The sequence below is a fragment of the Kitasatospora cystarginea genome (genome assembly GCF_039533515.1).
Lineage (GTDB): Bacteria > Actinomycetota > Actinomycetes > Streptomycetales > Streptomycetaceae > Kitasatospora > Kitasatospora cystarginea.
The window spans coordinates 1-21,300 of record NZ_BAAATR010000019.1 but is presented as its reverse complement, the minus strand read 5'-3'; the positions used below and the strand labels follow the sequence as shown (position 1 = coordinate 21,300).

The following is a 21,300-nucleotide window of genomic DNA, read 5'->3' as shown; positions in this document are numbered from 1 at the left end:
TCAATCCTCCCCGGCCGCGAGCGTATGGTTCAGGGTGCCCGGACGGTGCGCCGGGGCCGGGACGAGACGAGGTGGTGAGCGGGCATGCCGGGAACGGAACGGCACTGGCGCCCCGGCTACCCGCTCGACCTGGCCCGTACCCTGATCCCGCTGCGCCGGGGCCCGGCCGATCCGGCGTACCGCACCGGCGGCGACGGTTCGATCTGGCGGGCCTCCCGTACGCCCGACGGTCCCGGCACCCTGCGCCTCACGGCCCGCGCGGGCGAGGTGGCGGCGAAGGCCTGGGGGCCGGGCGCCGACTGGCTGCTCGACCGGGTGCCCGCCCTGCTCGGCGCCGAGGACGACCCCTCCGGGCTGGTGCTGCCCCAGGGACCGCTGCGCGAGGCGCAGCGCGTCCACGCCGGGGTGCGGCTGGGGCGGACCGGTCTGGTGCTGGAGTCCCTGGTGCCCGCGATCCTGGAGCAGAAGGTCACCACCGACGAGGCGTACCGGGCCTGGCGCACGCTGCTGCGTGACTTCGGCACGCCTGCGCCCGGGCCCGCCGAGGGCATGCGGGTGGCGCCGTCGGCCCGCGAGTGGGCGCGGATCCCTAGCTGGGAGTGGCACCGGGCCGGGGTGGACCCCAAGCGTTCGGCGACCGTCATGCGGGCGGTGCGGCTGGCGCCCCGGCTGGAGGAGGCGTCCGCCCTCGGCCATGCGGACGCCCTGGCACGGCTCACCGCCGTCCCCGGCATCGGCCTGTGGACGGCGGCGGAGACCCTACAGCGCAGCAACGGCGACCCCGACGCGGTCTCGGTCGGCGACTACCACCTCCCCAACCTGGTCGGCTGGGCGCTGGCGGGACGGCCGCGCAGCACCGACGAGCAGATGCTCGACCTGCTCGCCCCCTACGCGGGCCACCGCCACCGCGTCTGCCGCCTGATCGCCCTGACCTGCCCGCACGCTCCCCGCTACGGCCCCCGCCTCGCCCCGAACGACCACCGCCGCCGCTGAGCGCGCGCGGGTGGTCGCCCGGCGGCGGGCGCTCAGCGGACGGTGATGAAGGCCTCCGCCGTGCGCGCCGGCCGGGGCCGGGGCGCCTGGGCGGGCCGGCCGACCGCGACGGCACCCATCGGATCCCACTCGCCGGGCAGGCCGAGGGCGGTGCGGACGGTGTCCCGGCAGAACATGGTGGAGGAGACCCAGGCCGAGCCGTAGCCCTCGCCGGCCAGGGTGACCAGCAGGTTCTGCACGGCGGCCCCGACCGCGACGGTGAACATCTCCCGTTCGGCGGCGGACCTGCGCTCGTCCGGGTAGGCGTGCGAGCCGTCCATCACCAGGCAGGGCACCACCAGGTACGGCGCGTCGCGCAGCACGTCGCCCCGTGCGGTGCGGCGGGCGATCCGCTCCTCGTCCCAGCCGTCGAGCTCGCGCAGGTCGCGCCGCCAGGCGGCGAGCATGGCGTCCAGCAACCGGGTCCGCGCCTCGGGCGTCTCCAGCAGGACGAAGCGCCAGGGCGTGGTGTGGTGCGGCGCGGGCGCCGTGACTGCGGCGGCCACCGCGCGGCGTACGGCTCCCGGATCGACCGGTTCGGGGGTGAACGAGCGGATGGTCCGGCGCAGCGTCACGGCCTCCCGGACGGCCTCGGAGGTGCCGAGCCGGAACATGTCGTCGGCGGCCGACCGGATCAGCGGCCGGGTGCCGTCGCCGTCCTCGGTGGTGACCAGGTGGCCGAGGCCCCGGATGACCGCCACCGGGGTGCCGGTGGCCTTGCCCTTCACCAGGTCGGCGGCGGCGGCGAGTTCGTCGGCGGTCGCGACGACCGTCATCGCCAGCTCGTTGCCGTGGCTGTCGGTGCGGCCCCGGTGGTCCTCCAGGACGGGCAGCCCGGCGGCTCCGATGGCGACATCGGTGAGCCCGTTGCGCCAGGGGCGGCCGAAGGTGTCGGTGATCAGCACGGCGAGCTTGCGGCCGGTCAGCCGCTGGAGCCCGGCGCGCAGCCGACGGGCCGAGGCGTCCGGGTCCTCGGGCAGCAGCAGCACGGTGCCGGGCGCGGTGTTGGAGGCGTCCACCCCGGCGGCGGCCATCACCAGGCCGTTGCGGTTCTCCACGATCCGGACCGGACCGCGCCGGGCGACCACCCGGACGGTCTCGGCGTCGATCGCCGCCTCCCGGTCGGCGGCGTGCAGGATCCGGTCCTCGGCCTTGCTGACCACCTTGGAGGTGACCACCAGGATGTCGCCGTCCTCGAACTCGCCGGCCTTGGCGATCAGCTCGGCCAGATCGGAACCGGGTCCGATCTCGGGCAGACCGGTGACGGGCAGCAGCCGGATCACCGGCGCACCTGCTCGGCCAGCTCCAGGGCGGCGCGGGCCATCGCGGCCGTCGCCTCGACGTCGGTCATCAGCAGCGGGATCGCCCGGCAGGTGATCCCGTCCGCCTCCACGTCCGCGACCGCGTCCGCGTCGGCGGTGTCCACCAGCCACCCGTCGAGCAGGCCCACCCCTCGCCCGCCATCGCCCGGGGCGCCCTTCCTGCCGTAGTGGCGGGCCACCGCCGCAGCCGTGGTCTCCACGCCGACGGCCGCCAGCACCTTGTCGGCCATCCCGCGCACCGGCGCGCCGCCGATGATCGGGGAGAGGCCGATGACGGGTGCGTCCGCCGCGGCGACGGCCTCCCGGATACCGGGGACGGCCAGGATGGTGCCGATGCTGACCACCGGGTTGGACGGCGGGAAGAGGATCACGTCCGCCGAGGCGATCGCGTCCAGCACCCCGGGGGCGGGCTTGGCGGTGTCGGCACCGACCGGGATGATCGCCTCGGCGTCCAGGGCGGCGTGCAGCTTGACCCAGTACTCCTGGAAGTGGACCGCTCGGGTGCCGGCCTCGTCGGTGATCTTCACATGGGTCTCGACCCGGTCGTCGCTCATCGGCAGCAGCCGGACGCCCGGCTTCCAGCGCACGCACAGCGCCTCGGTGACCTGGCTCAGGGAGTAGTCGGCGGTGAGCATCTGACTGCGCACCAGGTGGGTCGCGAAGTCCCGGTCGCCGAGGCCGAACCACTCAGGCCCGATGCCGTACTCCTTCATCTCCGCCTTGATCGACCAGGTCTCATCGGCCCGGCCCCACCCCTGTTCCTCGTGGATGCCACCGCCGAGGGTGTACATCACGGTGTCGAGGTCGGGGCAGACCTTCAGACCGTAGAGGTGGATGTCGTCGCCGGTGTTGCCGATGACGGTGATCTCGTCCCCGGGGGCGACGGCCGCCTTCAGCCCGCGCAGAAAGCGCGCCCCGCCGATCCCGCCTGCCAGTGCCACGATGCGCATGGACTCATCCTGCCAGGCGCCCTGACGCACCACCGCATTCCGCGCGCGGTTCCCCGGGCCGCGGTTCCCCGGGCCGCGGCTCCCGGGGCGTGGCGTTCCGGCCGCGGGTCAGCGGGACTCGGGCTGCTTCTCCACGGCGGGGGAGTCCTCGTACCGGTTCATCTCGACCAGGCCGGGCGAGTAGAGGTGGATGCTGACGGCCGGTTCGAGCGAGGCGTTGACGACCTCGTGCAGGTAGCCGGAGGAGAAGACGCGCTGCCCGCCGGGGCGGAGGGCGCGCGCCCCCTCGCCCGCGTGCGTCAGCGAGCGCTCGACCAGCTCGCCCTCGACGACCGCCATCACACCGGAGGACCGGCCGTGGTCGTGGAAGCCGCTGCCCTGGCCCGGCAGCCAGCTGAGCAGCCAGACCTCGTACCCGGGCCCGGTCTCCAGTCGGGCGTACCAGCGGGTGAGCGCGTCGTACCGGACCAGTGGCGCCCAGCGGTCCCGGTCGGCGGCGATCTCGCGGACGAGCTGCGCGTACCCGGCCACGGTGGTGGGGTGCCGGGGCAGGTCGGTGCGGGCGAGGTGGGGGAAGGCGAGCGGGTCGCCGGCGATGGAGACGTCGCTCAGGCCGTCCGCCCAGCCGGCTACGGCCCGGTGCGCGGTGTCCGGGCGGCGCGGCGGGGCGATGGTGAGGGCGTGGCGGCGGGCGGTCTTGCTGCGGTCGCGGTTGCGCTTGCGGATGCGCGGCATTCGCATGGGGAGTCCTCGGGCGGCTGGTCGTGGTCTGGGGATCAGCCGGATCCGCTGAGAGGGCAGGGGGACTGTCGTCGCGGGCGGCCTCGATGCTTCTGCTGGGCGGCGCGCGGTGGGACGCGAGCGCCTAGATACAGCAGGAACAGAGGCGACAACAGAGCGAGTCCGCGGCACGGCGGAGCTGTGCCCGGCGGGCGCTCCGGAGGGTGGCGGACTGTGACATAGGTGCAAGGACACCGCAGGAGGGGTGACAGTGTCAACCCGAGCCGTCCGGCATATCGGACAGATCCGCTATGAATCACCGGAAGGAGTGATAAATCACCCTCTAGGTTTCAATGCGTAGATCGCCGGGAAGGCAGCCGGATGATCTGGCAACCGGGCGACTACTCCCCGGCGTCCCCCCGTTCGGGGGGTGGTCAGGTTCATGGTGCGCCGTGTTGACTGCAAGTCAGCGGATGGGTGATTCCGGGCGATTGACGGCGATTGATGCCACAAGTCCCGAATGTCCGGATATGTACACTTGTCGTAGCGCCTTGGTTCCGGGGAGTGAATCCTCGGCCCAATACCAGAGCTCGGCTTGACTGGGCCAGAGTGACGCACATGTAATTTCACTCGTGTCGTTCCGCCGCTCCAGGCAACGGCAACACCACGGGGACGCCAAAAGGGGCAGAGGAGGCGCGCCAAATGAGCGAGCTCTTTGAGCTGTTGATCGGTGCGGGTATCGAAGAGGACGAAGAGGAACTCGGTTGGCAGGAGCGGGCGTTGTGTGCCCAGACCGATCCGGAATCCTTCTTTCCGGAGAAGGGCGGCTCCACCCGCGAGGCGAAGAAGGTCTGCCTTGCCTGTGAAGTTCGTTCGGAATGCCTCGAATACGCGCTCGCAAATGACGAGCGTTTTGGAATCTGGGGCGGACTCTCCGAGCGCGAACGCCGTCGACTGAAGAAGAGCGCGGTCTGACCGCAGCCACCGAAGCAATCCGGCCGCCCGTCACACCCGCGGCCCCACCAGGCGACCCGCCCCATCGGGCCGGGTCCGCACCGCAGCTCTGCCAGCGCCTCACCCGGACGGTGGGGCGCTTTCGCATTCCCCGGCCACCGTCTCCACCCACTCCGGGGGCAACTCCGCCATCGAGAGCCGTTAGTGTGGTGGGCCATCCGGATGCCCGCATCCGGGCCGCGCGCCGCCGCCAGGACCGTGCTCCACGGCCCATCAGGACGGCATCGCACACCGTCCGCTGTCCACCGGCTGCGTCCACTGGCTGCGTCCACTGAGAACTTGGGGCCCGCGCACTCGATGACCGTCTACAGCCAACAGAGCGGCTTCTCCACCGCCAGGCCGCCCGCGTATCCGCGCCATCTGGTCACCGCCGTGATCGTCTCGCACGACGGAGCCCGCTGGCTCCCGCAGGCGATGGCGGGACTGCTCGGCCAGGACCGGCAGGTGCAGCGCATCCTCGCCGTCGACACCGGCTCGACCGACACCTCGCCGCAGCTGCTCCAGGACACCCTCGGTGACTGGCTGCCGCCGGGCGGCCCGCTGATCCTCGGCCGCCGCGCCGGCTTCGGCACGGCCGTCGGCCAGGCGGTGGCGAGTGCCCCTCCGCTGCGCCCCGAGGACCTGTCCTACAGCCTCGACCCGTCCGGCTACGACCCGGTCACCGGCGGCTGGGACGAGTTCGGCCACCCGCTCGGCAACCAGGACGACCTCGACCGGGGCGGTCCGCGGGAGACCCGCCCGATCGAGTGGCTCTGGCTGCTGCACGACGACTGCGAACCGGAGACCGACGCACTGCGCCGGCTGCTCCAGGTCGCCGAAGCCACCCCCAGCGCCGGCGTCGTCGGTCCCAAGCTGCGCAGCTGGTACGACCGCAGGCAGCTGCTCGAGGTCGGCGTCTCGATCGCCCGCTCCGGGCGGCGCTGGACCGGCCTGGACCGCCGTGAGCAGGACCAGGGCCAGCACGACCAGGTCCGCCCGGTGCTCGCCGTCTCCACCGCGGGCATGCTGGTGCGCCGGGACGTCTTCGAGGAGCTCGGCGGCTTCGACAAGGCCCTGCCGCTGATGCGTGACGACACCGACTTCTGCTGGCGGGTCAACGCCGCGGGGCACCGGGTGGTCGTCGCCCCCGACGCGGTGCTGCGGCACGCCGAGGCGGCCAGCCGGGAGCGCCGCGCGATCGACTGCGGACCGGCCCACCCGCACCGGGTCGACAAGGCCGGCGCCATCTACACCCTGCTCGCCAACTGCAAGGGTGCGCTGCTGCCGTACGTCCTGCTCCGGCTGGTGATCGGCACCCTGCTGCGGGTGCTCGCCAACCTGGTCGGCAAGGACCCGCGTCAGGCCTTCGACGAACTCGCCGGCCTCGGCCACGAACTGGTCCGGCTGCCCCGGGTGATGGTCGCCCGCAAGCGCCGCAAACGGACCAGGAGCGCCGACGCCCTGGACGACCGCAGCCTCTTCCCGGCTCCCGGCGCCACCGCCCGCCTCGCCGTCGAACAGGCCATCAGCTCGCTCGGCATCGGCAGCACCGACGGCGCCGGCGCGGGCCGTCACGGCTCGGTCGAGTCCGGGCCCGGCGACGACGAGAGTGACGACCTGGTGGTCGAGCAGTTCGCGCTGCTCAAGAAGCTGGCCCGGCGTCCGGCGCCGCTGCTGTTCACCGCCCTGCTGGTGTTCTCCCTGACCGCCTGCCGGTCCCTGCTCGGCAGCGGCAGCCTGCTCGGCGGCGCCCTGCTGCCCGTGGCCGACGGCGCCTCGGGCCTGTGGAACATGTACGCCGACTCCTGGCACCCGATCGGGACCGGCTCCACCGCCACCGCACCGCCGTACCTGGCCGTGCTCTCGGTGCTCTCCTGGCTGCTGTTCGACCACGCGAACCTGGCGATCACCCTGCTGGTGGTGCTCGCCGTCCCGCTCGCCGCCGTCAGCGCCTACCTGGTCTCCCGGCCGCTGATCGGCTCCAGGCTGGTCCGCGCCTGGGCCAGCGCCAGCTACGCGCTGCTGCCCGCCGCCACCGGCGCGCTCGCCCAGGGCCGGATCGGCACCGCCGTCCTCGCCGTGGTGCTCCCGCCGCTCGCCCGCGCCGCCGCCGTCACCGCCGGGCTCGGCATCCGCGCCGAGACTGCGGCGCGCGGCGGCCGCCCCGGTTGGCGCAGCGCCTGGACCACCGTGCTGATGCTCACCATCGGCACCGCCTTCGTCCCGCTCATCTGGGCGATAGCGGTGCCGCTGAGCCTCGCCGCGCTGCTGTACGCGGTGGTGCGCGGCGGCGCCTTCGGCTCCGGCCTCACCGCGCTGCGGCTGCTCGGCCTGCGCGTCCTGGTGATCCTCGGTGTGCCCGTCCTGGTGCTCGCCCCCTGGTCGCTCCAGGTGCTCGGCCACCCCTCCCGGCTGCTGCTGGAGGCCGGCCTGCCCGGTTTCAGCGGGCACGCCGCCACTCCGTTCGGGCTGATCATGGTCAACCCCGGCGGCAACGGCGTCCCGCCGGCCTGGCTCTCCGCCGGTATCGTGCTCGCCGCCCTGGCCGCCCTGCTGCGCGCCGACCGGCGCCGCGCGGTGCTCGCCGCCTGGGCCGCGGCCGCCGCCGGGCTGTTGTTCGCCGTCGTCGTGGCCGGCACCACCGTCACCCCCGCCTCCGGCGGGGCCCCCACCGCCGCCTGGGCCGGACCGGCCACCCTGCTCGCCGGCGTCGCCCTGCTGGCCGCCGCCGCGATCGGCGCGGACGGTGCCAACGCCCGCGTCTCCGGCATCGCCTTCGGCTGGCGCCAGCCGGTCGCCGCACTGGTGCTGGCCGCCGCCGCGCTCGCCCCGCTCGGCACCGCCGTCTGGTGGACCGTGGTCGGCGCCGACTGGCCGCTGCGTCGCGGCGACGCCACCCAGGTCCCCGCCTTCGTCGCGGAGGAGGCCGCCACCAGCGACCGCCCCCGCACCCTGCTGCTGAACGGCGACCAGAACGGCACCGACATCCGCTACAACCTGATCCGGGGCGCCGGGCTGACCCTCGGCCAGGTCGAGTCCACCGTGAACAGCGACGACGCCGTGCAGGACAGCCTGACCAAGCTGGTCGGCAGCCTGCTCGCGGGCTCCGGCGGCGAGCAGGCCAAGGCCCTGGCCGGGTACGGCATCGGGTACGTCGAGACCAAGGCCCCGCTGACCGGCAAGGCCAGGGACGTCCTCGGCACCACCCCGGGCCTGACCAAGCTCAGCGAGGAGAACGGCACCGCCCTTTGGCAGGTCAGCGGTGCGGTGGCCACCCGGGCGGTCATCACCAGCGCCAAGGGCGCGACGGTCTCCGTCCCGTCCGGTGAGCACGACATCTCCACCACGATCCCGGCCGGCCCGGCCGGCCGGGTGCTGCGTCTCGCCGAGAACGCCGACCCCGACTGGCAGGCCACCCTCGACGGCACCGCGCTCAAGAGCGTCACCGTGGACGGCTGGGCCCAGGGCTTCCAGCTCCCCGCCAACGGGGGCCGGCTGGAGGTCACCCGCGGCGGCAGCCCGATGCACAGCGGCTGGATCGCCGTTCAGCTGCTGCTCGGCGTCACCGTCCTGGTGCTGGCCCTGCCCGGCCGCCGCAACCACAACGACGACGACCTGCCCGACGAGGTGGTCGCCGCCCAGGCGCTGGCCGCCGCGCAGGCGGCGCCCCCGGCCCCCGGCAGCCGCCGGGCCCGCCGCCTCGCCGAGCGCGGCGAGGGCGAGGGCGGGGAGCCGGAGGCGGGCGTGTACACCACGGCCGTTCCGGCCCAGCCGACCGGCGAGCCGGCGCCCGCCGCCTTGGCCGACCCGGACCAGTACGCCCAGGAGCAGTTCCAGCCGGACCAGTTCCAGGACCAGTACCAGCAGGCCGACCCGTACAGCCAGGCCGATCCCTACCCCTGGGACCAGTACGCCCAGCCGGCGGACACCCAGTACGGGCAGCCGTACCCCGACCAGCCCGCCGCGCAGCCGCAGTACGGGCAACAGCCCTACCAGGACCCGTACGGCGGCCAGTACGGCTACGAGCAGCCCTACCAGGGCTACCCGGAGGCCGAGCCGCAGCAGCAGGCATGGGCGCCCGGGCAGCAGCAGGCCGAGACCTACTACGACCCCAACAGCCCCTACGGCACCGGCGGTCACCCGCACCACAACGGAACGGGGAGCTGACCCGAGCTCATGAAGAAGCCCAGCCTCAAGGCCCCCAGCCTGAAGAAGCCGTCCTTCGACAAGCGCGGCAAGTCCTTCGACGACCTCGGGGACGCTGCCGAGCCGGTGGCGGCCAAGCCCGCCGGGCCCCGGCCGTCCGCCGCCGGCGGCCCGCGCACCGGCGTCTCGCTGCTCGCGGCGGCCGCCGTGCTCGCCGCGGTGTTCGGGATCGCCGAGCTGCGCTCGCCGGCCGCCCCGGGCAGCCTCGGGAACGCCGGCCGCACGACCTCGGCGCAGGTGGAGCGGACCGCGGTGGTCTGCCCGGCCCCGCTCCAGGGCGTCACCGGCAACACCGATCTGACCATGTTCACCCCGGCGGGCGCCGCGGCGAGCGGTGGCAGCGCCACGCTGACCGACGTCGCCGGCCAGTCCGGCGCGCCGTCGGACTCGGCCTCCGCCCCGGCCGCGCCGTCCGGCTCCCCCTCGGCGAGCCCGTCCTCCTCGGCTGCCGCCGCCTCCGCCGCCTCCGCCGCGCCCGGCGGGGCCCGGCTCTCGCTGAGCAAGGCGGGTGTCCCGGCGACCGGTGCCGCGGCCTCCGGGGACACCCCGCCCGGCACCGCCGCCGTGGCGACCGGCGCCTACGCACCGGGTTTCACCGTCAGCCAGACCACCACTGTCACCGACGCCCGTACGGCGGGCCTCTCCGGCCTGCGCTGCGGCCCGTCGGGCACCGACTTCTGGTTCGCCGGTGCGAGCACCGCGAGCTCCCGGACCGACTACGTCAACCTGGTCAACGCCGACACCGCCCCCGCCGTGGTGGACGTCAAGTTCTTCGGCGACAAGGGCCAGATCGACGTGGACGCCGCGACCGGGCTCACCGTCGCCCCCGGCAGCACCCAGTCGCTGCGGCTCTCCTCGCTGGTCAAGGACCAGGTGACCGACCTCGCGGTCGAGGTGGTCGCCCGCAGCGGCCGGGTGGGCGCCGCGCTGCACGCCATCGACGAGGGCAAGGGCGCCGACTACGTACCCACGGCCGGCGCTCCCGCGCCCACCCAGGTGCTGCCCGGCCTGCCCGCCGACGCCGCCTCGACCCGGCTGGTGGTCGCCGCGCCCGGGGCGGACGACGCCGACCTGAAGATCCAGGTCTCCGGCAAGAACGGCTGGTTCACGCCGGCCGGGCACGAGACCATCCACGTCAAGGCGGGCATGATCGCCGCCGTCGACCTGGGCAACGTCACCCGGAACGAGGTCGGGGCACTGCGGCTGAGCCCGAGCGACCCCGCCCACCCGACGCCGGTGGTGGCCGGACTGCGGATCGACCGCACCCAGAACGGCAAGTCCGACGCCGCCTGGATCGCCAACAGCGCCCCGGTCGGCAAGCGGGCGAGCATCGCGGACAACCGGGCCGGTGCGTCCACGCTCTACCTCACCTCGACCGGTGACGCGGCCACCGTGCGGGTGACCGCCTCGGCGGGCAGCGGCGGGGGCACCCCGGCGAGCAAGGAGGTCCAGATCGCGGCCGGCGCGACGGTCTCCCTGCCGGCGCCCGAGCCCGGTGGCCTGAACGGCGTCTTCGGCCTCACCGTGGAGACCGTCTCCGGAGGCCCGGTGGTGGCCGCCCGCATGCTCGCGGTGAACACCAAGGACGTCCCGATGTTCACCGTCCAGTCGCTCACCGACGACCACAGCATCGTCCAGGTCCCGCACGCGGCCCAGGACCCGGGAGTCCTCAACCGCCCCTGAGCGGCTCCACCGAAAGGCCCTCCCCACCCCGGGAGGGCCTTTCGGGCTCAGTCCTCGTCGTAGCGCGGGTCGATGGCGTCCGGGGAGAGCCCGAGCAGGTCGGCGACCTGCTCGATGAGGATCTCGTGCACCAGGGCCGCCCGTTCGTCCCGCCCCTTGGCCCGGATCTCCACCGGCCGCCGGTACACCACGATCCGGCTCTTGCGCCCCTGCTTGGCCGGGATCAGCCGGCCGAGCGGCACACCGTCCGGCTCCGGTGCGCCCGGCTCGGGCAGCGGCACCTCCTGGACGGCGAACTCCACGTCCACCAGCTGCGGCCAGCGCCGTTCCAGCCGTTCCACCGACTCGCGCACGTAGTCGTCGAACAGCTCGGATCGGGTCAGCGAGATGGGCACCTGAGGCGGTGCCAGCGGCCCGCGCAGGCCACGGCCGTGCCGGTCGCGGTGCCCTGAGCGCCGTGACGGGCCGGTCGGCTCTACCGGTGAACGGGGTGCGGAGCTGTCCATATCAGTACCGAGCGTAGTCCTCTCACGCCCGGAAATGGACCACACCGGCAGGCTCGCGTCGGCGACACACGAGACTCGGCAGGGGGAGGGTCTTCGCGGCCCGGTCGGGAGTGCTGTACCGTCCACCCTCGTGAGCTCTGTACGTCGTTGTTCGCGGACCGCGTGCGGCCGACCGGCCGTCGCGACGCTGACGTACGTCTACGCGGACTCCACCGCCGTCCTCGGCCCGCTCGCCACCTACGCCGAGCCGCACTGCTACGACCTGTGCGCCGAGCACGCCGAGCGCCTCACCGCCCCGCGCGGCTGGGAGGTGGTCCGCCTCGCCGCCGACGCCGGGCCGCTGCGCCGTACCAGCGACGACCTGGAGGCGCTGGCCAACGCCGTCCGCGAGGCCGCCAGGCCGCAGGAGCGCACCCCCCGGCAGGGCCGCGGCCCCGAGGCCGACTCGACCGAGGTCGGCCGCCGCGGACACCTGAGGGTGCTTCGTTCCCCGGACAACTGACGGGATCCAGCCCCAGTCCCCGCCGTGTTCACCTGGCCCCCATCTGGGCCCGGTACGCTGCGGTACGTTCTAGTACCCCCGACATTCTGGTGGAGCGGTTGTGCGTGACCTGACGCAGTTGGTGAAGGCGTACGACGTCCGGGGTGTGGTGCCGGATCAGTGGGACGAGTCGCTGTCGCGCGCGTTCGGCGCGGCCTTCGTACGGGTGACGGGCGCCTCGGCCGTGGTGGTCGGCCACGACATGCGGCCCTCCTCGCCGGCGCTGTCCCGGGCCTTCGCCGAGGGCGCGGCCTCCTACGGGGCGGACGTGGTCGAGATCGGCCTGTGCTCGACGGACCAGCTGTACTACGCGTCCGGCGCGATGGACCTGCCCGGCGCGATGTTCACGGCCTCGCACAACCCGGCCCAGTACAACGGGATCAAGATGTGCCGGGCGGGTGCCGCCCCGGTGGGTCAGGACACCGGACTGGCCGAGATCCGCGAGCTGGTGGAGTCCTGGACCGCCGCCGACGGCACCGTGGAGATCCCGCCGGCCGAGGCGGCCGAGGGCACCCTGACCACCCGGGACACCCTGCGCGGCTACGCCGACCACCTGCTGTCGCTGGTCGACCTGGCCGGGATCCGGCCGCTCAAGGTGGTCGTGGACGCCGGCAACGGCATGGGCGGACACACCGTGCCGACCGTGTTCGACGGGCTGCCGCTCGACCTGGTCCCGCTCTACTTCGAGCTGGACGGCACCTTCCCCAACCACGAGGCCAACCCGCTCGACCCGAAGAACCTGGTCGACCTGCAGGCCAAGGTGGTCGAGGTCGGCGCCGACCTGGGCCTGGCCTTCGACGGCGACGCCGACCGCTGCTTCGTGATCGACGAGCGTGGCGAGCCGGTCTCCCCGTCCGCGATCACCGCGCTGGTCGCCGCCCGCGAGATCGCCCGCGCCCGGGCGGCGGGCGAGCAGCAGCCGGTGATCATCCACAACCTGATCACCTCGTGGACCGTGCCCGAGGTGGTCCGCGAGCTCGGCGCCGAGCCGGTCCGCACCCGGGTCGGCCACTCCTTCATCAAGCAGGAGATGGCGGCCACCGACGCGGTCTTCGGCGGTGAGCACTCGGCGCATTACTACTTCCGCGACTTCTGGCGGGCGGACACCGGCATGCTCGCCGCGCTGCACGTGCTGGCCGCCCTCGGCGGGCAGCCGGGCACCCTCTCCGAGCTGACCGCCGAGTACGACCGGTACGCGGCCTCCGGCGAGATCAACTCCACCGTCGAGGACCAAGCCGCCGCGACCGCGGCCGTCCGGGCGGCCTACGCGGACCAGGAGGGCGTCACCCTGGACGAGCTCGACGGGCTGACCGTCGCCGGGGCCGACTGGTGGTTCAACCTCCGCCCGTCCAACACCGAGCCGCTGCTGCGCCTCAACGTGGAGGCCAAGGACCCGGCGAAGATGGCCGAGGTCCGGGACGCGGTGCTCGCCGTCGTCCGCGGCTGACAGCCGATCGAGCGGGGCTGTGACCCCGCGGGCGCCCCGGCCGGTAGGGTTGCTACCGGCCGGGGCGCTCTGCCGTCCGCCCCCCGCACGACCGAGTTTCCCGAGGAGCCGAACGCCCATGAGCCTGCCGTCCTTCCTGCTGGAGATCCTGGTCTGCCCCGAGTGCCACTCGGCGCTCACCGAGTCCGGCCAGGGCGAGGAGCACGAGCTGCGCTGCACCGGCGAGACCTGCGGTCTGGTCTACCCGGTCCGCGAGGGCATCCCGGTGCTGCTGGTGGACGAGGCCCGGCGCCCCTCCTGACACTCCGTCCGATGCACGACCGACCGGCGACGGGGTCCGCGGCGCCGCGTACTGCCGGCCGGTCCTGAGGCCCACTGGGAGGCCAGCCGCATGTTCGACGACAGCCTGCTCGACGACCCGGCCGCCCTCCAGCGCGCCGACCGCGACCACGCCCTCCTCGCTCTGGCCCAGGCCGGCGCTCGGGTCCGTACCGCGCTGCGACAGGCCGACGCGGCCGGTCTCACCGGCTTGCGGCCGGACGGCCGCCCGCGCACCGTCGTGGTGGCCGGCCACGGCAGCGCCCTGGCGGCGGGCAGAGCACTGGACGCGCTGGCCGTCACCGGCTGCCAGATCCTCCCGCTGGCCCCCTCGGACGCCGCGCCGGCCGAGCGCGGCGAGTTCGGCCCCGCCGCCTTCACCGCCGGCCTGGTCTGGCAACTGCCGGGCTGGACGGGCCACTTCGACCTGGTGGTGCTGGCCTCCGCGCAGGGGAACGAGCAGGGCCTGATCGGCCTCGCCGAGCAGGCGTACGCGCGCGGCTGCGCCATCGTGGTGATCGCCCCCGAGGGCAGCCCGCTGGCCGGGGCCGCCCTCCAGGTGCGCGGCCTGCCGCTGCCCTACGTCCCGCTCAACCTGATCGGGGTGGCGCAGGACGAGGTGCGCCCGGGCGGGAACGAGCCGGACCTCCCCGCCGAGGAGCCGGGCGCGCTCTGGGCACTGCTCGCGCCGCTGCTCGCCCTGACCGAGAAGATCGGGGTCACCCAGCTGCCCCCCGGTTCGCTGGAGGCCACGGCCGACCGGCTGGACGAGACCGCGGTGCGCTGCCGCCCGGACGCCGCCCTCTACCTCAACCCGGCCAAGGAGCTGGCCGCCCAGCTCAGTGACACCGTCCCGCTGGTCTGGGCCGAGGGCCCGGTGGCCGGCGCGGTCGCCGAGCGCTTCGCCGCGATGCTGGCCGAACGGGCCGGCCGGCCGGCGCTCACCGGACTGCTGCCCGGGGCGATCACGGCCCACCGGGGCATGTTCGTCGGCCAGTTGGCCTCCGCCTCCGCCGACCCGGACGACTTCTTCCGCGACCGGGTGGAGGAACCCGACCCGCTCCAACTCCAGGTGCTGCTGCTGCGCCGGACCCCGGAGGAGAACGGCGAGCGGGCCGAGGAGGCACGGCCGGCCGTGCACAGCGTGCAGCGTGCGCACCGGCTCGCCGAGGCGCACGAGGTGCGGCTCACCGAGTACACCAGCGACCGCCCCGATCCGCTGCAGGCACTGGCCGAGCTGGTCGCGCTGACCGACTTCGCCGCCGTCTACCTGGGACTGGCCACCTCGGGCTGAGGCGTTTTCCGGCCGGTTCCTGACGGGCTTCGGGATACTGTGTGCGCTCACCAGACCGAGCGAGGGCCGGGACGCCCGGCCGTGGGGAGACCGGAACCGGGCATGAGCACCGAAGGCGGTACCAAGGCACTGGTCGCGGCGCTGTCCGCCAACCTGGCGATCGCGGCGGGCAAGTTCACCGCCTTCGCCTTCACCGGGTCCTCGTCCATGCTCGCCGAGGGCGTCCACTCGGTGGCCGACTCGGGCAACCAGGTACTGCTGCTGGTCGGCGGCAGACGGGCTGCCCGGGCGGCGGACCAGGAGCACCCCTTCGGCTACGGGCGCGAGCGGTACGTCTACGGCTTCCTGGTCGCGATCGTGCTGTTCAGCGCCGGCGGTCTGTTCGCCTGCTACGAGGGCTACCGGAAGATCAGGGAGCCGCACGAGCTGGAGAGCTGGCCCTGGGCCGTCGGGGTACTGGTGTTCGCCATTCTGATGGAGGGCTGGTCCTTCCGCACCGCCTACCGGGAGGCCGGCACGGCCAAGGGGGCGCAGAGCTGGCCCGAGTACATCCGCCGGGCCAAGGCCCCCGAGCTGCCCGTCGTGCTGCTGGAGGACACCGGCGCGCTGGTCGGCCTGGTGCTCGCCCTGTTCGGCGTCGGCCTCACCGTCCTCACCGGGAACGGGATCTGGGACGGCGTCGGCACCCTGGCCATCGGTGTGCTGCTGGTGGGGATCGCCGCGGTGCTGGCACTGGAGACCAAGTCGCTGCTGATCGGCGAGTCCGCCGACAGCGCGGTGGTCGGGCGGATCCGCGACGCACTGGTCGACCACGACTCGGTGACCAGCGTGATCCACATGCGCACCCTGCACCTGGGGCCGGAGGAACTGCTGGTCGCCGCGAAGATCGGGGTCAACGCCGGGGACAGCGCCGCCCGCGTCGCCGAGGCCATCGACGCCGCCGAGGCCAGGGTCCGCCGGGCCGTGCCGATCGCCCGTGCGATCTACCTGGAACCGGACGTCTTCAGCGCCGAGAAGGCCGCGGCCGGCCCCGATCCGGAGGCCACTCCCGGTGGCCCGGGCCCGCAGCACCGGCCCGAGGAGTGAGCCGGGCGCCCACCGGCCGAAACCGGCCGTACCGGGCCGTGCGCGCTGCCCCTCGGTGTAGATTCGTCACCAGAGCCAAACGTCGCTGCTGATGGCGGTCGATTCGGTGGCGCGGTCGTCGTACCGTGCGTACCGGTCGAGGGAGAGAGGTCCTCCGACGGATTGTGCCGCAGCAGAGCGCCGAGCCGTCGGGCACTCTGCAGCCGAGCACACCCGAAACCAGACCACGCGCAATCCCACGCAGCGAGGAGCTGACGCATGTCGTCGAACATCACCGGTGACTTCAAGGTCGCCGACCTCTCCCTGGCGCCGTTCGGCCGCAAGGAGATCCAGCTGGCCGAGCACGAGATGCCCGGTCTGATGGCCATCCGCGAGGAGTACGCCGCCTCGCAGCCGCTGGCCGGCGCGCGGATCACCGGTTCGCTGCACATGACGGTGCAGACGGCGGTGCTGATCGAGACCCTGACGGCGCTGGGTGCCGAGGTCCGCTGGTGCTCCTGCAACATCTTCTCCACCCAGGACCACGCGGCCGCCGCCGTCGCGGTGGGCCCGGAGGGCACCCCCGAGAACCCGCAGGGTGTGCCGGTCTTCGCCTGGAAGGGCGAGACGCTGGAGGAGTACTGGTGGTGCACTGAGCAGGCGCTGACCTGGCCGGACGGCCAGACCCCGAACATGATCCTGGACGACGGCGGTGACGCCACCCTGCTGATCCACAAGGGCGTCGAGTTCGAGAAGGCGGGCGAGGCTCCGGACCCGTCCACCGCCGACAACGACGAGTTCCGGATCATCCTGGAGCTGCTGAACCGCACCCTGGCCGACTCGCCGTCCAAGTGGACCGAGATCGCCGCGACGATCAAGGGTGTGACCGAGGAGACCACCACCGGTGTCCACCGCCTGTACGAGATGCACCGGGACGGCAAGCTGCTGTTCCCGGCGATCAACGTCAACGACTCGGTCACCAAGTCGAAGTTCGACAACAAGTACGGCTGCCGCCACTCGCTGATCGACGGCATCAACCGGGCCACCGACGTGCTGATCGGCGGCAAGGTCGCGGTCGTCTGCGGCTACGGCGACGTGGGCAAGGGCTGCGCGGAGTCGCTGCGCGGCCAGGGCGCCCGCGTCATCGTCACCGAGATCGACCCGATCTGCGCGCTGCAGGCGGCGATGGACGGTTACCAGGTCACCACCCTGGACGAGGTGGTCGAGACCGCCGACATCTTCATCACCACCACCGGCAACAAGGACATCATCCTGGCCTCCCACATGGAGCGGATGAAGCACCAGGCCATCGTCGGCAACATCGGCCACTTCGACAACGAGATCGACATGGCCGGGCTGGCGAAGCTGCCGGGTGTGGTGAAGACCGAGGTCAAGCCGCAGGTCCACGAGTGGCGCAAGGCCGACGGCAAGACGATCATCGTGCTCTCCGAGGGCCGCCTGCTGAACCTGGGCAACGCGACCGGCCACCCGTCGTTCGTGATGTCCAACTCGTTCGCGAACCAGACCATCGCGCAGATCGAGCTGTTCACCAAGACCTCGCAGTACCCGATCGGCGTGTACGTGCTGCCCAAGCACCTGGACGAGAAGGTCGCCCGGCTGCACCTGGACGCGCTGGGGGTCAAGCTCACCATGCTGACCCAGGAGCAGGCCGACTACATCGGCGTCGCGGTCGAGGGCCCGTACAAGGCCGAGCAGTACCGCTACTGAGCCGACCCGATCCCGACCGTACGGCCGGTGCACCCTCGTGGTGCACCGGCCGTACCGCTTGCCGGAGCGGCGCCCCGCCGACGTAGGCTTCGGACCATGCCCAACGGCCGGTACTCGCTGCACGACACACACGACCACCTCCTGCTGGGCGAGGAGCGCTTCAGCTGCGCCCCCGGCCCGGCCGGATGGCGCTACGTGTCCAAGACGTACGGCCCCGACGGGGCGGTCATCGGCACCACCGACATCACCCTGGACTCCCGCAGCCGTCCGCTCCGCCTCGAACTGAGGGCCGGCGGCTGGCAGGTGCGCGGGGGAGCGGTGAACGGCGTCACCTGGGTGAGGGCGGACGCCGCCGACCCCGCGGGCGAGCAGGCGGTGGAGGGCCACGACCGGGCGCACGCCTTCACCGGCAGCTCCCCGGCGTTCCTGGTCGCCACGGCCCGGCTGCTCCGACTCGACCCGGGCGCGAGCGCGCGGGTACGGCTGGTGGCCTTCACCGAACCCGTGCTCGCCCCGCGCACCCTGGACCAGGGCTGGCTGTTGGAGTCCGTCGAGACCCACCCGACCGACAGCGGGCCACTGCAGGTGGAGCAGTACCAGGTCGCCGACCTGGAGACCGGCGAACAGCAGATCGTGCACCTCGCCGGGGACGTGGTGCTCTCGGCGGCCGGCATCGAGCTGGAGGAACTGGAGTCCCCGCCGAACCCCTGGCCCGCCGCCGGCCACTCGAGCTGAGCCGTCCGGCCCGAGGCGGGCTCCCCACTCGGGAAGGCAGCCCGCTCAGGAGGGTGGTGCGAAGCCGCCGGCCGAGTGCGGGGGCTGGGACTGCTGCGGTGGCCGGGCGGGCTCGGGCGCCGCGGGCCGCGGGGCCTGCTGCGGTTGTACGGGCCCGGCGGGCTGCGCGAACTCCGGCTGGGCCGGCGGCCGCGGGGCCTGGTACGGCGCCTGCGGCGGTGCGCCTGCCCCGTACGCGCCGGTCACCCGGGCCCACTCGCGCCGCTGCCGCTCCGTCAGTACAGCCCCCAGGTACCCCGCCGGGTGAACCCCGGACGGCGCCGGGTGCCCGGTGTAGGAGACCAGGTCCCCGGCCAGCCGCTGGGCCATGCCCAGTGCCACCGCAGGATCGAGTTCGCCCAGCCGTGCGAGGTACTGCCGGATGGCCAGCCACAGCGCGTCCGGCACCGCCGAGAGGTCCAGCGCGACGAGCTCGCCACCCAGCGATTGCATCAGCTCCGGCGGCAGCGCGGGCAGCATCCCGCGCCCCCGGCCCGCGCCGGGAACCCGCTCGCGGACCACCAGGCTGCCCGAGAAGATGTCGCCGAGCCGCCGGCCCTGGGAGTCGACGAGCGAGGTGATCACCGCCGGGACACCGGTGAAGATCACGATCTCGGCGAACCCCACCAGCCCGCGCACCAGCGAGTGCCGGAACCGCACCGGCCCCCCGTCGCTGCGCACCACCCGAAGACCCATGACGAGCTTGCCCAGCGACCGCCCGCGCGACAGCGTCTCGACCAGGACGGGTAGCCCGACCAGGAAGAACACCGTCAACCCGAGCGAGATCGCGGCCCCCGCCGCCACGTCGAGATCAGGCGTCAGGGCGGCCACCGCGATCACGGCGACGACGAGCGCGACCACCTCCACGAGCAGATCCAGCGCGATCGCCAGCGCCCGGCTCGGCAGCTTCGCCGCCCGCAGCCCGAGGACGACCGCCTCGCCCGTCACAAGGTTGCTCACTACACCCCGCCCGTTTCTTCCTCGACGCCTACCCGCTCCGGCCCGCGGGTACCTCCGGGTGCCCCGCGCACCGGGCACCCGAGCGCCGGGTACCCGTACACCGCGCGCACCCCGCCGTCCGGTGCCCCCGCGATCTCCAGCGGCAAACATACGGTGACCCGCTGCGCCCCGGTAGACCGGACCCGTACCCGGCCGGTATCCGATACGTACGGGCGTACGCCCTCTGGCAAGCTAAGCCGGACAGGGCCCGGCCCCGGCGGGCACGCGCCCGTCCCGCTGTCTCCCGCCGCCCGCTGTTTCCCGACACCGCCTCTGCCCCGGAGTGAGCCGCATGGACCTGGACGTCTTCGTCGCTTCCCACCAGGCGGAGTGGCACCGTCTCGAGGTCCTCAGCAAGCAGCGCAGACTCAGCGGTGAGGAGGCCGACGAACTCGTCACCCTCTACCAGCGGGCCACCAGCCACCTCGCCCAGGTTCAGGCCGCCGCACCCGACCCGACCCTGGAGGGCCGGCTCACCACCTTGGTCGCCCGGGGCCGCAACGCGGTGACCGGCAGCCGGTACTCGTCCTGGCGGGACGCCGGCCGCTACTTCGCCGTGAGCTTCCCGGCTGCCCTCTACCGGTCACGCCGCTGGTGGCTCCCGATCGCAGTGATCTCCCTGCTGGCCTCAGCCCTCATCGGCTGGTGGATCGCCGCCCACCCGGAGGTCCGGGACAGTCTCGCCGCCCCCGAGCAGATCCACGACATGACCAGGCCCGGTGGCCAGTACGAGACCTACTACTCCGACCGCCCCGCCAGCTCGTTCGCCCTGCAGGTGTGGACCAACAACGCGTGGATCGCCGCCACCTGCCTGGTGTTCGGAGTCGTCCTGGGCATCCCCGTGCTGTGGGTGCTCTTCCAGAACGTCCTCAACCTCGGCGTGGCCCTCGGACTGATGGCCTCCGCCGGCCGGCTCGACTTCTTCCTCGGCCTGCTGCTCCCGCACGGCCTGCTCGAACTGACCGCCGTCTTCATCGCGGCCGGAATGGGCATGCGCCTCGGCTGGACCGTGATCGACCCCGGTACCCGTCCCAGGTCCACCGCTCTCGCCGAAGAGGGCCGTGCCACCGTCGGCATGGCCCTCGGCCTGGCGGCGGTGTTGTTCACCAGCGGCATCCTGGAAGCCTTCGTCACGCCGTCCGGCCTGCCGACCTGGGCCCGGATCGGCATCGGGGTACTGGCCGAGGTGCTATTCCTGATCTACGCGCTCGTCCTGGGCAAGCGCAGCGCGGTCCGCGGCGAGCTCGGCGACGTCGAGGAGGCGGACCGGGCGGACCTTCACCCGGTGGCCGCCTGAGCGCGATGTGCCGGTCACCCCTCTGACCTGGTAGTCTCATGATCACCCCGGCAAGCCATTGACGTGGTGTTGACGGGCTAGTAGGTTTGAACGGTTGAGACACGGGCTGGACAAGACGAGTCTCAAGCGCTAGTGTCTACGACACAGCCAAGTCGAGGCAGTGCACCGTCCACGTACGGAGTGCCCGGCCAGGCGAAAACACTCGAGACTGAGCAGTCCGAAGCTTTTGATAGGCTTCACTGCGAAGTCAAAGGAACTCCCCCCAGTGGGAATTCAGAGAAGCGAAACTCCGGTAAACGGAGCGGAAAACATCTGATAAACTGGAAACACGAAAGAACGAAGCGCCCGGAGGGCCCGCTGGAAGGCGGTCCGAAGGAAGCGTCCGTTCCTTGAGAACTCAACAGCGTGCCAAAAGTCAACGCCAG

The 21,300-nt window shown here is 73.1% G+C and carries 17 protein-coding genes; 12 read left to right on the top strand and 5 right to left on the bottom strand.

What is annotated here, in order from left to right:
- Nucleotides 1–84 precede the first annotated feature (84 nt).
- On the top strand, nucleotides 85–993 hold the full coding sequence (locus ABD369_RS20985; RefSeq protein ID WP_344638014.1) for a DNA-3-methyladenine glycosylase family protein: 909 nt from the start codon (nucleotides 85–87) through the stop codon (nucleotides 991–993).
- Between the two features lie 32 nt (nucleotides 994–1,025).
- Here ABD369_RS20985 and ABD369_RS20980 read toward each other — a convergent pair whose 3' ends face one another.
- The 3 genes from ABD369_RS20980 to ABD369_RS20970 all read right to left on the bottom strand — a co-directional run bounded on the left by ABD369_RS20980 (nucleotide 1,026) and on the right by ABD369_RS20970 (nucleotide 4,045).
- On the bottom strand, nucleotides 1,026–2,315 hold the full coding sequence (locus ABD369_RS20980) for a coenzyme F420-0:L-glutamate ligase (RefSeq protein ID WP_344638013.1): 1,290 nt from the start codon (nucleotides 2,313–2,315) through the stop codon (nucleotides 1,026–1,028).
- On the bottom strand, nucleotides 2,312–3,304 hold the full coding sequence (gene cofD / locus ABD369_RS20975) for a 2-phospho-L-lactate transferase (protein WP_344638012.1): 993 nt from the start codon (nucleotides 3,302–3,304) through the stop codon (nucleotides 2,312–2,314). Before cofD ends, ABD369_RS20980 begins: the two co-directional genes overlap by 4 nt.
- 108 nt (nucleotides 3,305–3,412) lie before the next feature.
- Nucleotides 3,413–4,045: a cysteine dioxygenase gene (locus tag ABD369_RS20970; protein ID WP_344638011.1), complete on the bottom strand. Its 633-nt coding sequence runs from the start codon at nucleotides 4,043–4,045 to the stop codon at nucleotides 3,413–3,415.
- Nucleotides 4,046–4,726: 681 nt separating this feature from the next.
- Between ABD369_RS20970 and ABD369_RS20965 the strand changes: the two genes are divergently transcribed.
- The 3 genes from ABD369_RS20965 (at nucleotide 4,727) to ABD369_RS20955 (ending at nucleotide 10,906) form a co-directional block, all read left to right on the top strand.
- Nucleotides 4,727–4,999 carry a WhiB family transcriptional regulator gene (locus ABD369_RS20965; RefSeq protein ID WP_280696109.1) on the top strand — a complete coding sequence of 91 codons (273 nt, stop codon included), beginning with the start codon at nucleotides 4,727–4,729 and terminating at the stop codon, nucleotides 4,997–4,999.
- A gap of 336 nt (nucleotides 5,000–5,335) precedes the next feature.
- Entirely contained in the window at nucleotides 5,336–9,184 is a 3,849-nt protein-coding gene (locus tag ABD369_RS20960) for a glycosyltransferase (RefSeq protein WP_425557710.1), read from the top strand.
- 9 nt (nucleotides 9,185–9,193) lie between these two features.
- Nucleotides 9,194–10,906: a DUF5719 family protein gene (locus ABD369_RS20955; RefSeq protein ID WP_344638009.1), complete on the top strand. Its 1,713-nt coding sequence runs from the start codon at nucleotides 9,194–9,196 to the stop codon at nucleotides 10,904–10,906.
- A gap of 47 nt (nucleotides 10,907–10,953) precedes the next feature.
- Here the strand turns inward: ABD369_RS20955 and ABD369_RS20950 are convergent, their stop codons facing one another.
- On the bottom strand, nucleotides 10,954–11,301 hold the full coding sequence (locus tag ABD369_RS20950) for a metallopeptidase family protein (RefSeq protein WP_425557699.1): 348 nt from the start codon (nucleotides 11,299–11,301) through the stop codon (nucleotides 10,954–10,956).
- Nucleotides 11,302–11,446: 145 nt separating this feature from the next.
- Here ABD369_RS20950 and ABD369_RS20945 point away from each other — a divergent pair, with 145 nt between their 5' ends.
- From ABD369_RS20945 to ABD369_RS20915, 7 genes are all read left to right on the top strand, one after another.
- Entirely contained in the window at nucleotides 11,447–11,914 is a 468-nt protein-coding gene (locus tag ABD369_RS20945; RefSeq protein ID WP_344638007.1) for a DUF3499 domain-containing protein, read from the top strand.
- Nucleotides 11,915–12,014: 100 nt separating this feature from the next.
- A complete protein-coding gene (locus ABD369_RS20940; protein WP_344638006.1) occupies nucleotides 12,015–13,400 on the top strand; it encodes a phosphomannomutase/phosphoglucomutase in 1,386 nt (461 codons plus the stop codon).
- 118 nt (nucleotides 13,401–13,518) lie between these two features.
- Nucleotides 13,519–13,701: a Trm112 family protein gene (locus tag ABD369_RS20935; protein ID WP_344638005.1), complete on the top strand. Its 183-nt coding sequence runs from the start codon at nucleotides 13,519–13,521 to the stop codon at nucleotides 13,699–13,701.
- Between the two features lie 90 nt (nucleotides 13,702–13,791).
- Nucleotides 13,792–15,012 carry an SIS domain-containing protein gene (locus ABD369_RS20930; protein WP_344638004.1) on the top strand — a complete coding sequence of 407 codons (1,221 nt, stop codon included), beginning with the start codon at nucleotides 13,792–13,794 and terminating at the stop codon, nucleotides 15,010–15,012.
- A 102-nt stretch (nucleotides 15,013–15,114) separates the two neighbouring features.
- A complete protein-coding gene (locus ABD369_RS20925) occupies nucleotides 15,115–16,098 on the top strand; it encodes a cation diffusion facilitator family transporter (protein WP_344638003.1) in 984 nt (327 codons plus the stop codon).
- A 258-nt stretch (nucleotides 16,099–16,356) separates the two neighbouring features.
- The gene (gene ahcY, locus ABD369_RS20920; protein WP_344638002.1) at nucleotides 16,357–17,805 is read left to right on the top strand and encodes an adenosylhomocysteinase; all 1,449 of its coding nucleotides are present in this window, start codon (nucleotides 16,357–16,359) and stop codon (nucleotides 17,803–17,805) included.
- Nucleotides 17,806–17,901: 96 nt separating this feature from the next.
- The gene (locus tag ABD369_RS20915) at nucleotides 17,902–18,540 is read left to right on the top strand and encodes a hypothetical protein (protein ID WP_344638001.1); all 639 of its coding nucleotides are present in this window, start codon (nucleotides 17,902–17,904) and stop codon (nucleotides 18,538–18,540) included.
- A gap of 45 nt (nucleotides 18,541–18,585) precedes the next feature.
- Here the strand turns inward: ABD369_RS20915 and ABD369_RS20910 are convergent, their stop codons facing one another.
- Complete coding sequence (locus ABD369_RS20910) at nucleotides 18,586–19,539, bottom strand: RDD family protein (RefSeq protein WP_344638000.1); 954 nt, start codon at nucleotides 19,537–19,539, stop codon at nucleotides 18,586–18,588.
- 331 nt (nucleotides 19,540–19,870) lie between these two features.
- On the opposite strand from ABD369_RS20910, the gene ABD369_RS20905 reads away from it, so the two are divergent.
- Nucleotides 19,871–20,875, top strand: coding sequence for a stage II sporulation protein M (locus ABD369_RS20905; protein WP_344637999.1), 1,005 nt, complete (start codon nucleotides 19,871–19,873; stop codon nucleotides 20,873–20,875).
- Nucleotides 20,876–21,300: the final 425 nt, after the last annotated feature.

What these genes read in the sequence shown, in the direction of transcription:
- ABD369_RS20985 (WP_344638014.1), top strand. Translation starts at nt 85, where the DNA reads ATGCCGGGAACGGAACGGCACTGGCGCCCCGGCTACCCGCTCGACCTG.
- cofD (WP_344638012.1), bottom strand. Translation starts at nt 3,304, where the DNA reads ATGCGCATCGTGGCACTGGCAGGCGGGATCGGCGGGGCGCGCTTTCTG.
- ABD369_RS20970 (WP_344638011.1), bottom strand. Translation starts at nt 4,045, where the DNA reads ATGCGAATGCCGCGCATCCGCAAGCGCAACCGCGACCGCAGCAAGACC.
- ABD369_RS20965 (WP_280696109.1), top strand. Translation starts at nt 4,727, where the DNA reads ATGAGCGAGCTCTTTGAGCTGTTGATCGGTGCGGGTATCGAAGAGGAC.
- ABD369_RS20960 (WP_425557710.1), top strand. Translation starts at nt 5,336, where the DNA reads ATGACCGTCTACAGCCAACAGAGCGGCTTCTCCACCGCCAGGCCGCCC.
- ABD369_RS20955 (WP_344638009.1), top strand. Translation starts at nt 9,194, where the DNA reads ATGAAGAAGCCCAGCCTCAAGGCCCCCAGCCTGAAGAAGCCGTCCTTC.
- ABD369_RS20945 (WP_344638007.1), top strand. Translation starts at nt 11,447, where the DNA reads ATGGACCACACCGGCAGGCTCGCGTCGGCGACACACGAGACTCGGCAG.
- ABD369_RS20935 (WP_344638005.1), top strand. Translation starts at nt 13,519, where the DNA reads ATGAGCCTGCCGTCCTTCCTGCTGGAGATCCTGGTCTGCCCCGAGTGC.
- ABD369_RS20930 (WP_344638004.1), top strand. Translation starts at nt 13,792, where the DNA reads ATGTTCGACGACAGCCTGCTCGACGACCCGGCCGCCCTCCAGCGCGCC.
- ABD369_RS20925 (WP_344638003.1), top strand. Translation starts at nt 15,115, where the DNA reads ATGAGCACCGAAGGCGGTACCAAGGCACTGGTCGCGGCGCTGTCCGCC.
- ahcY (WP_344638002.1), top strand. Translation starts at nt 16,357, where the DNA reads ATGTCGTCGAACATCACCGGTGACTTCAAGGTCGCCGACCTCTCCCTG.
- ABD369_RS20915 (WP_344638001.1), top strand. Translation starts at nt 17,902, where the DNA reads ATGCCCAACGGCCGGTACTCGCTGCACGACACACACGACCACCTCCTG.
- ABD369_RS20905 (WP_344637999.1), top strand. Translation starts at nt 19,871, where the DNA reads ATGGACCTGGACGTCTTCGTCGCTTCCCACCAGGCGGAGTGGCACCGT.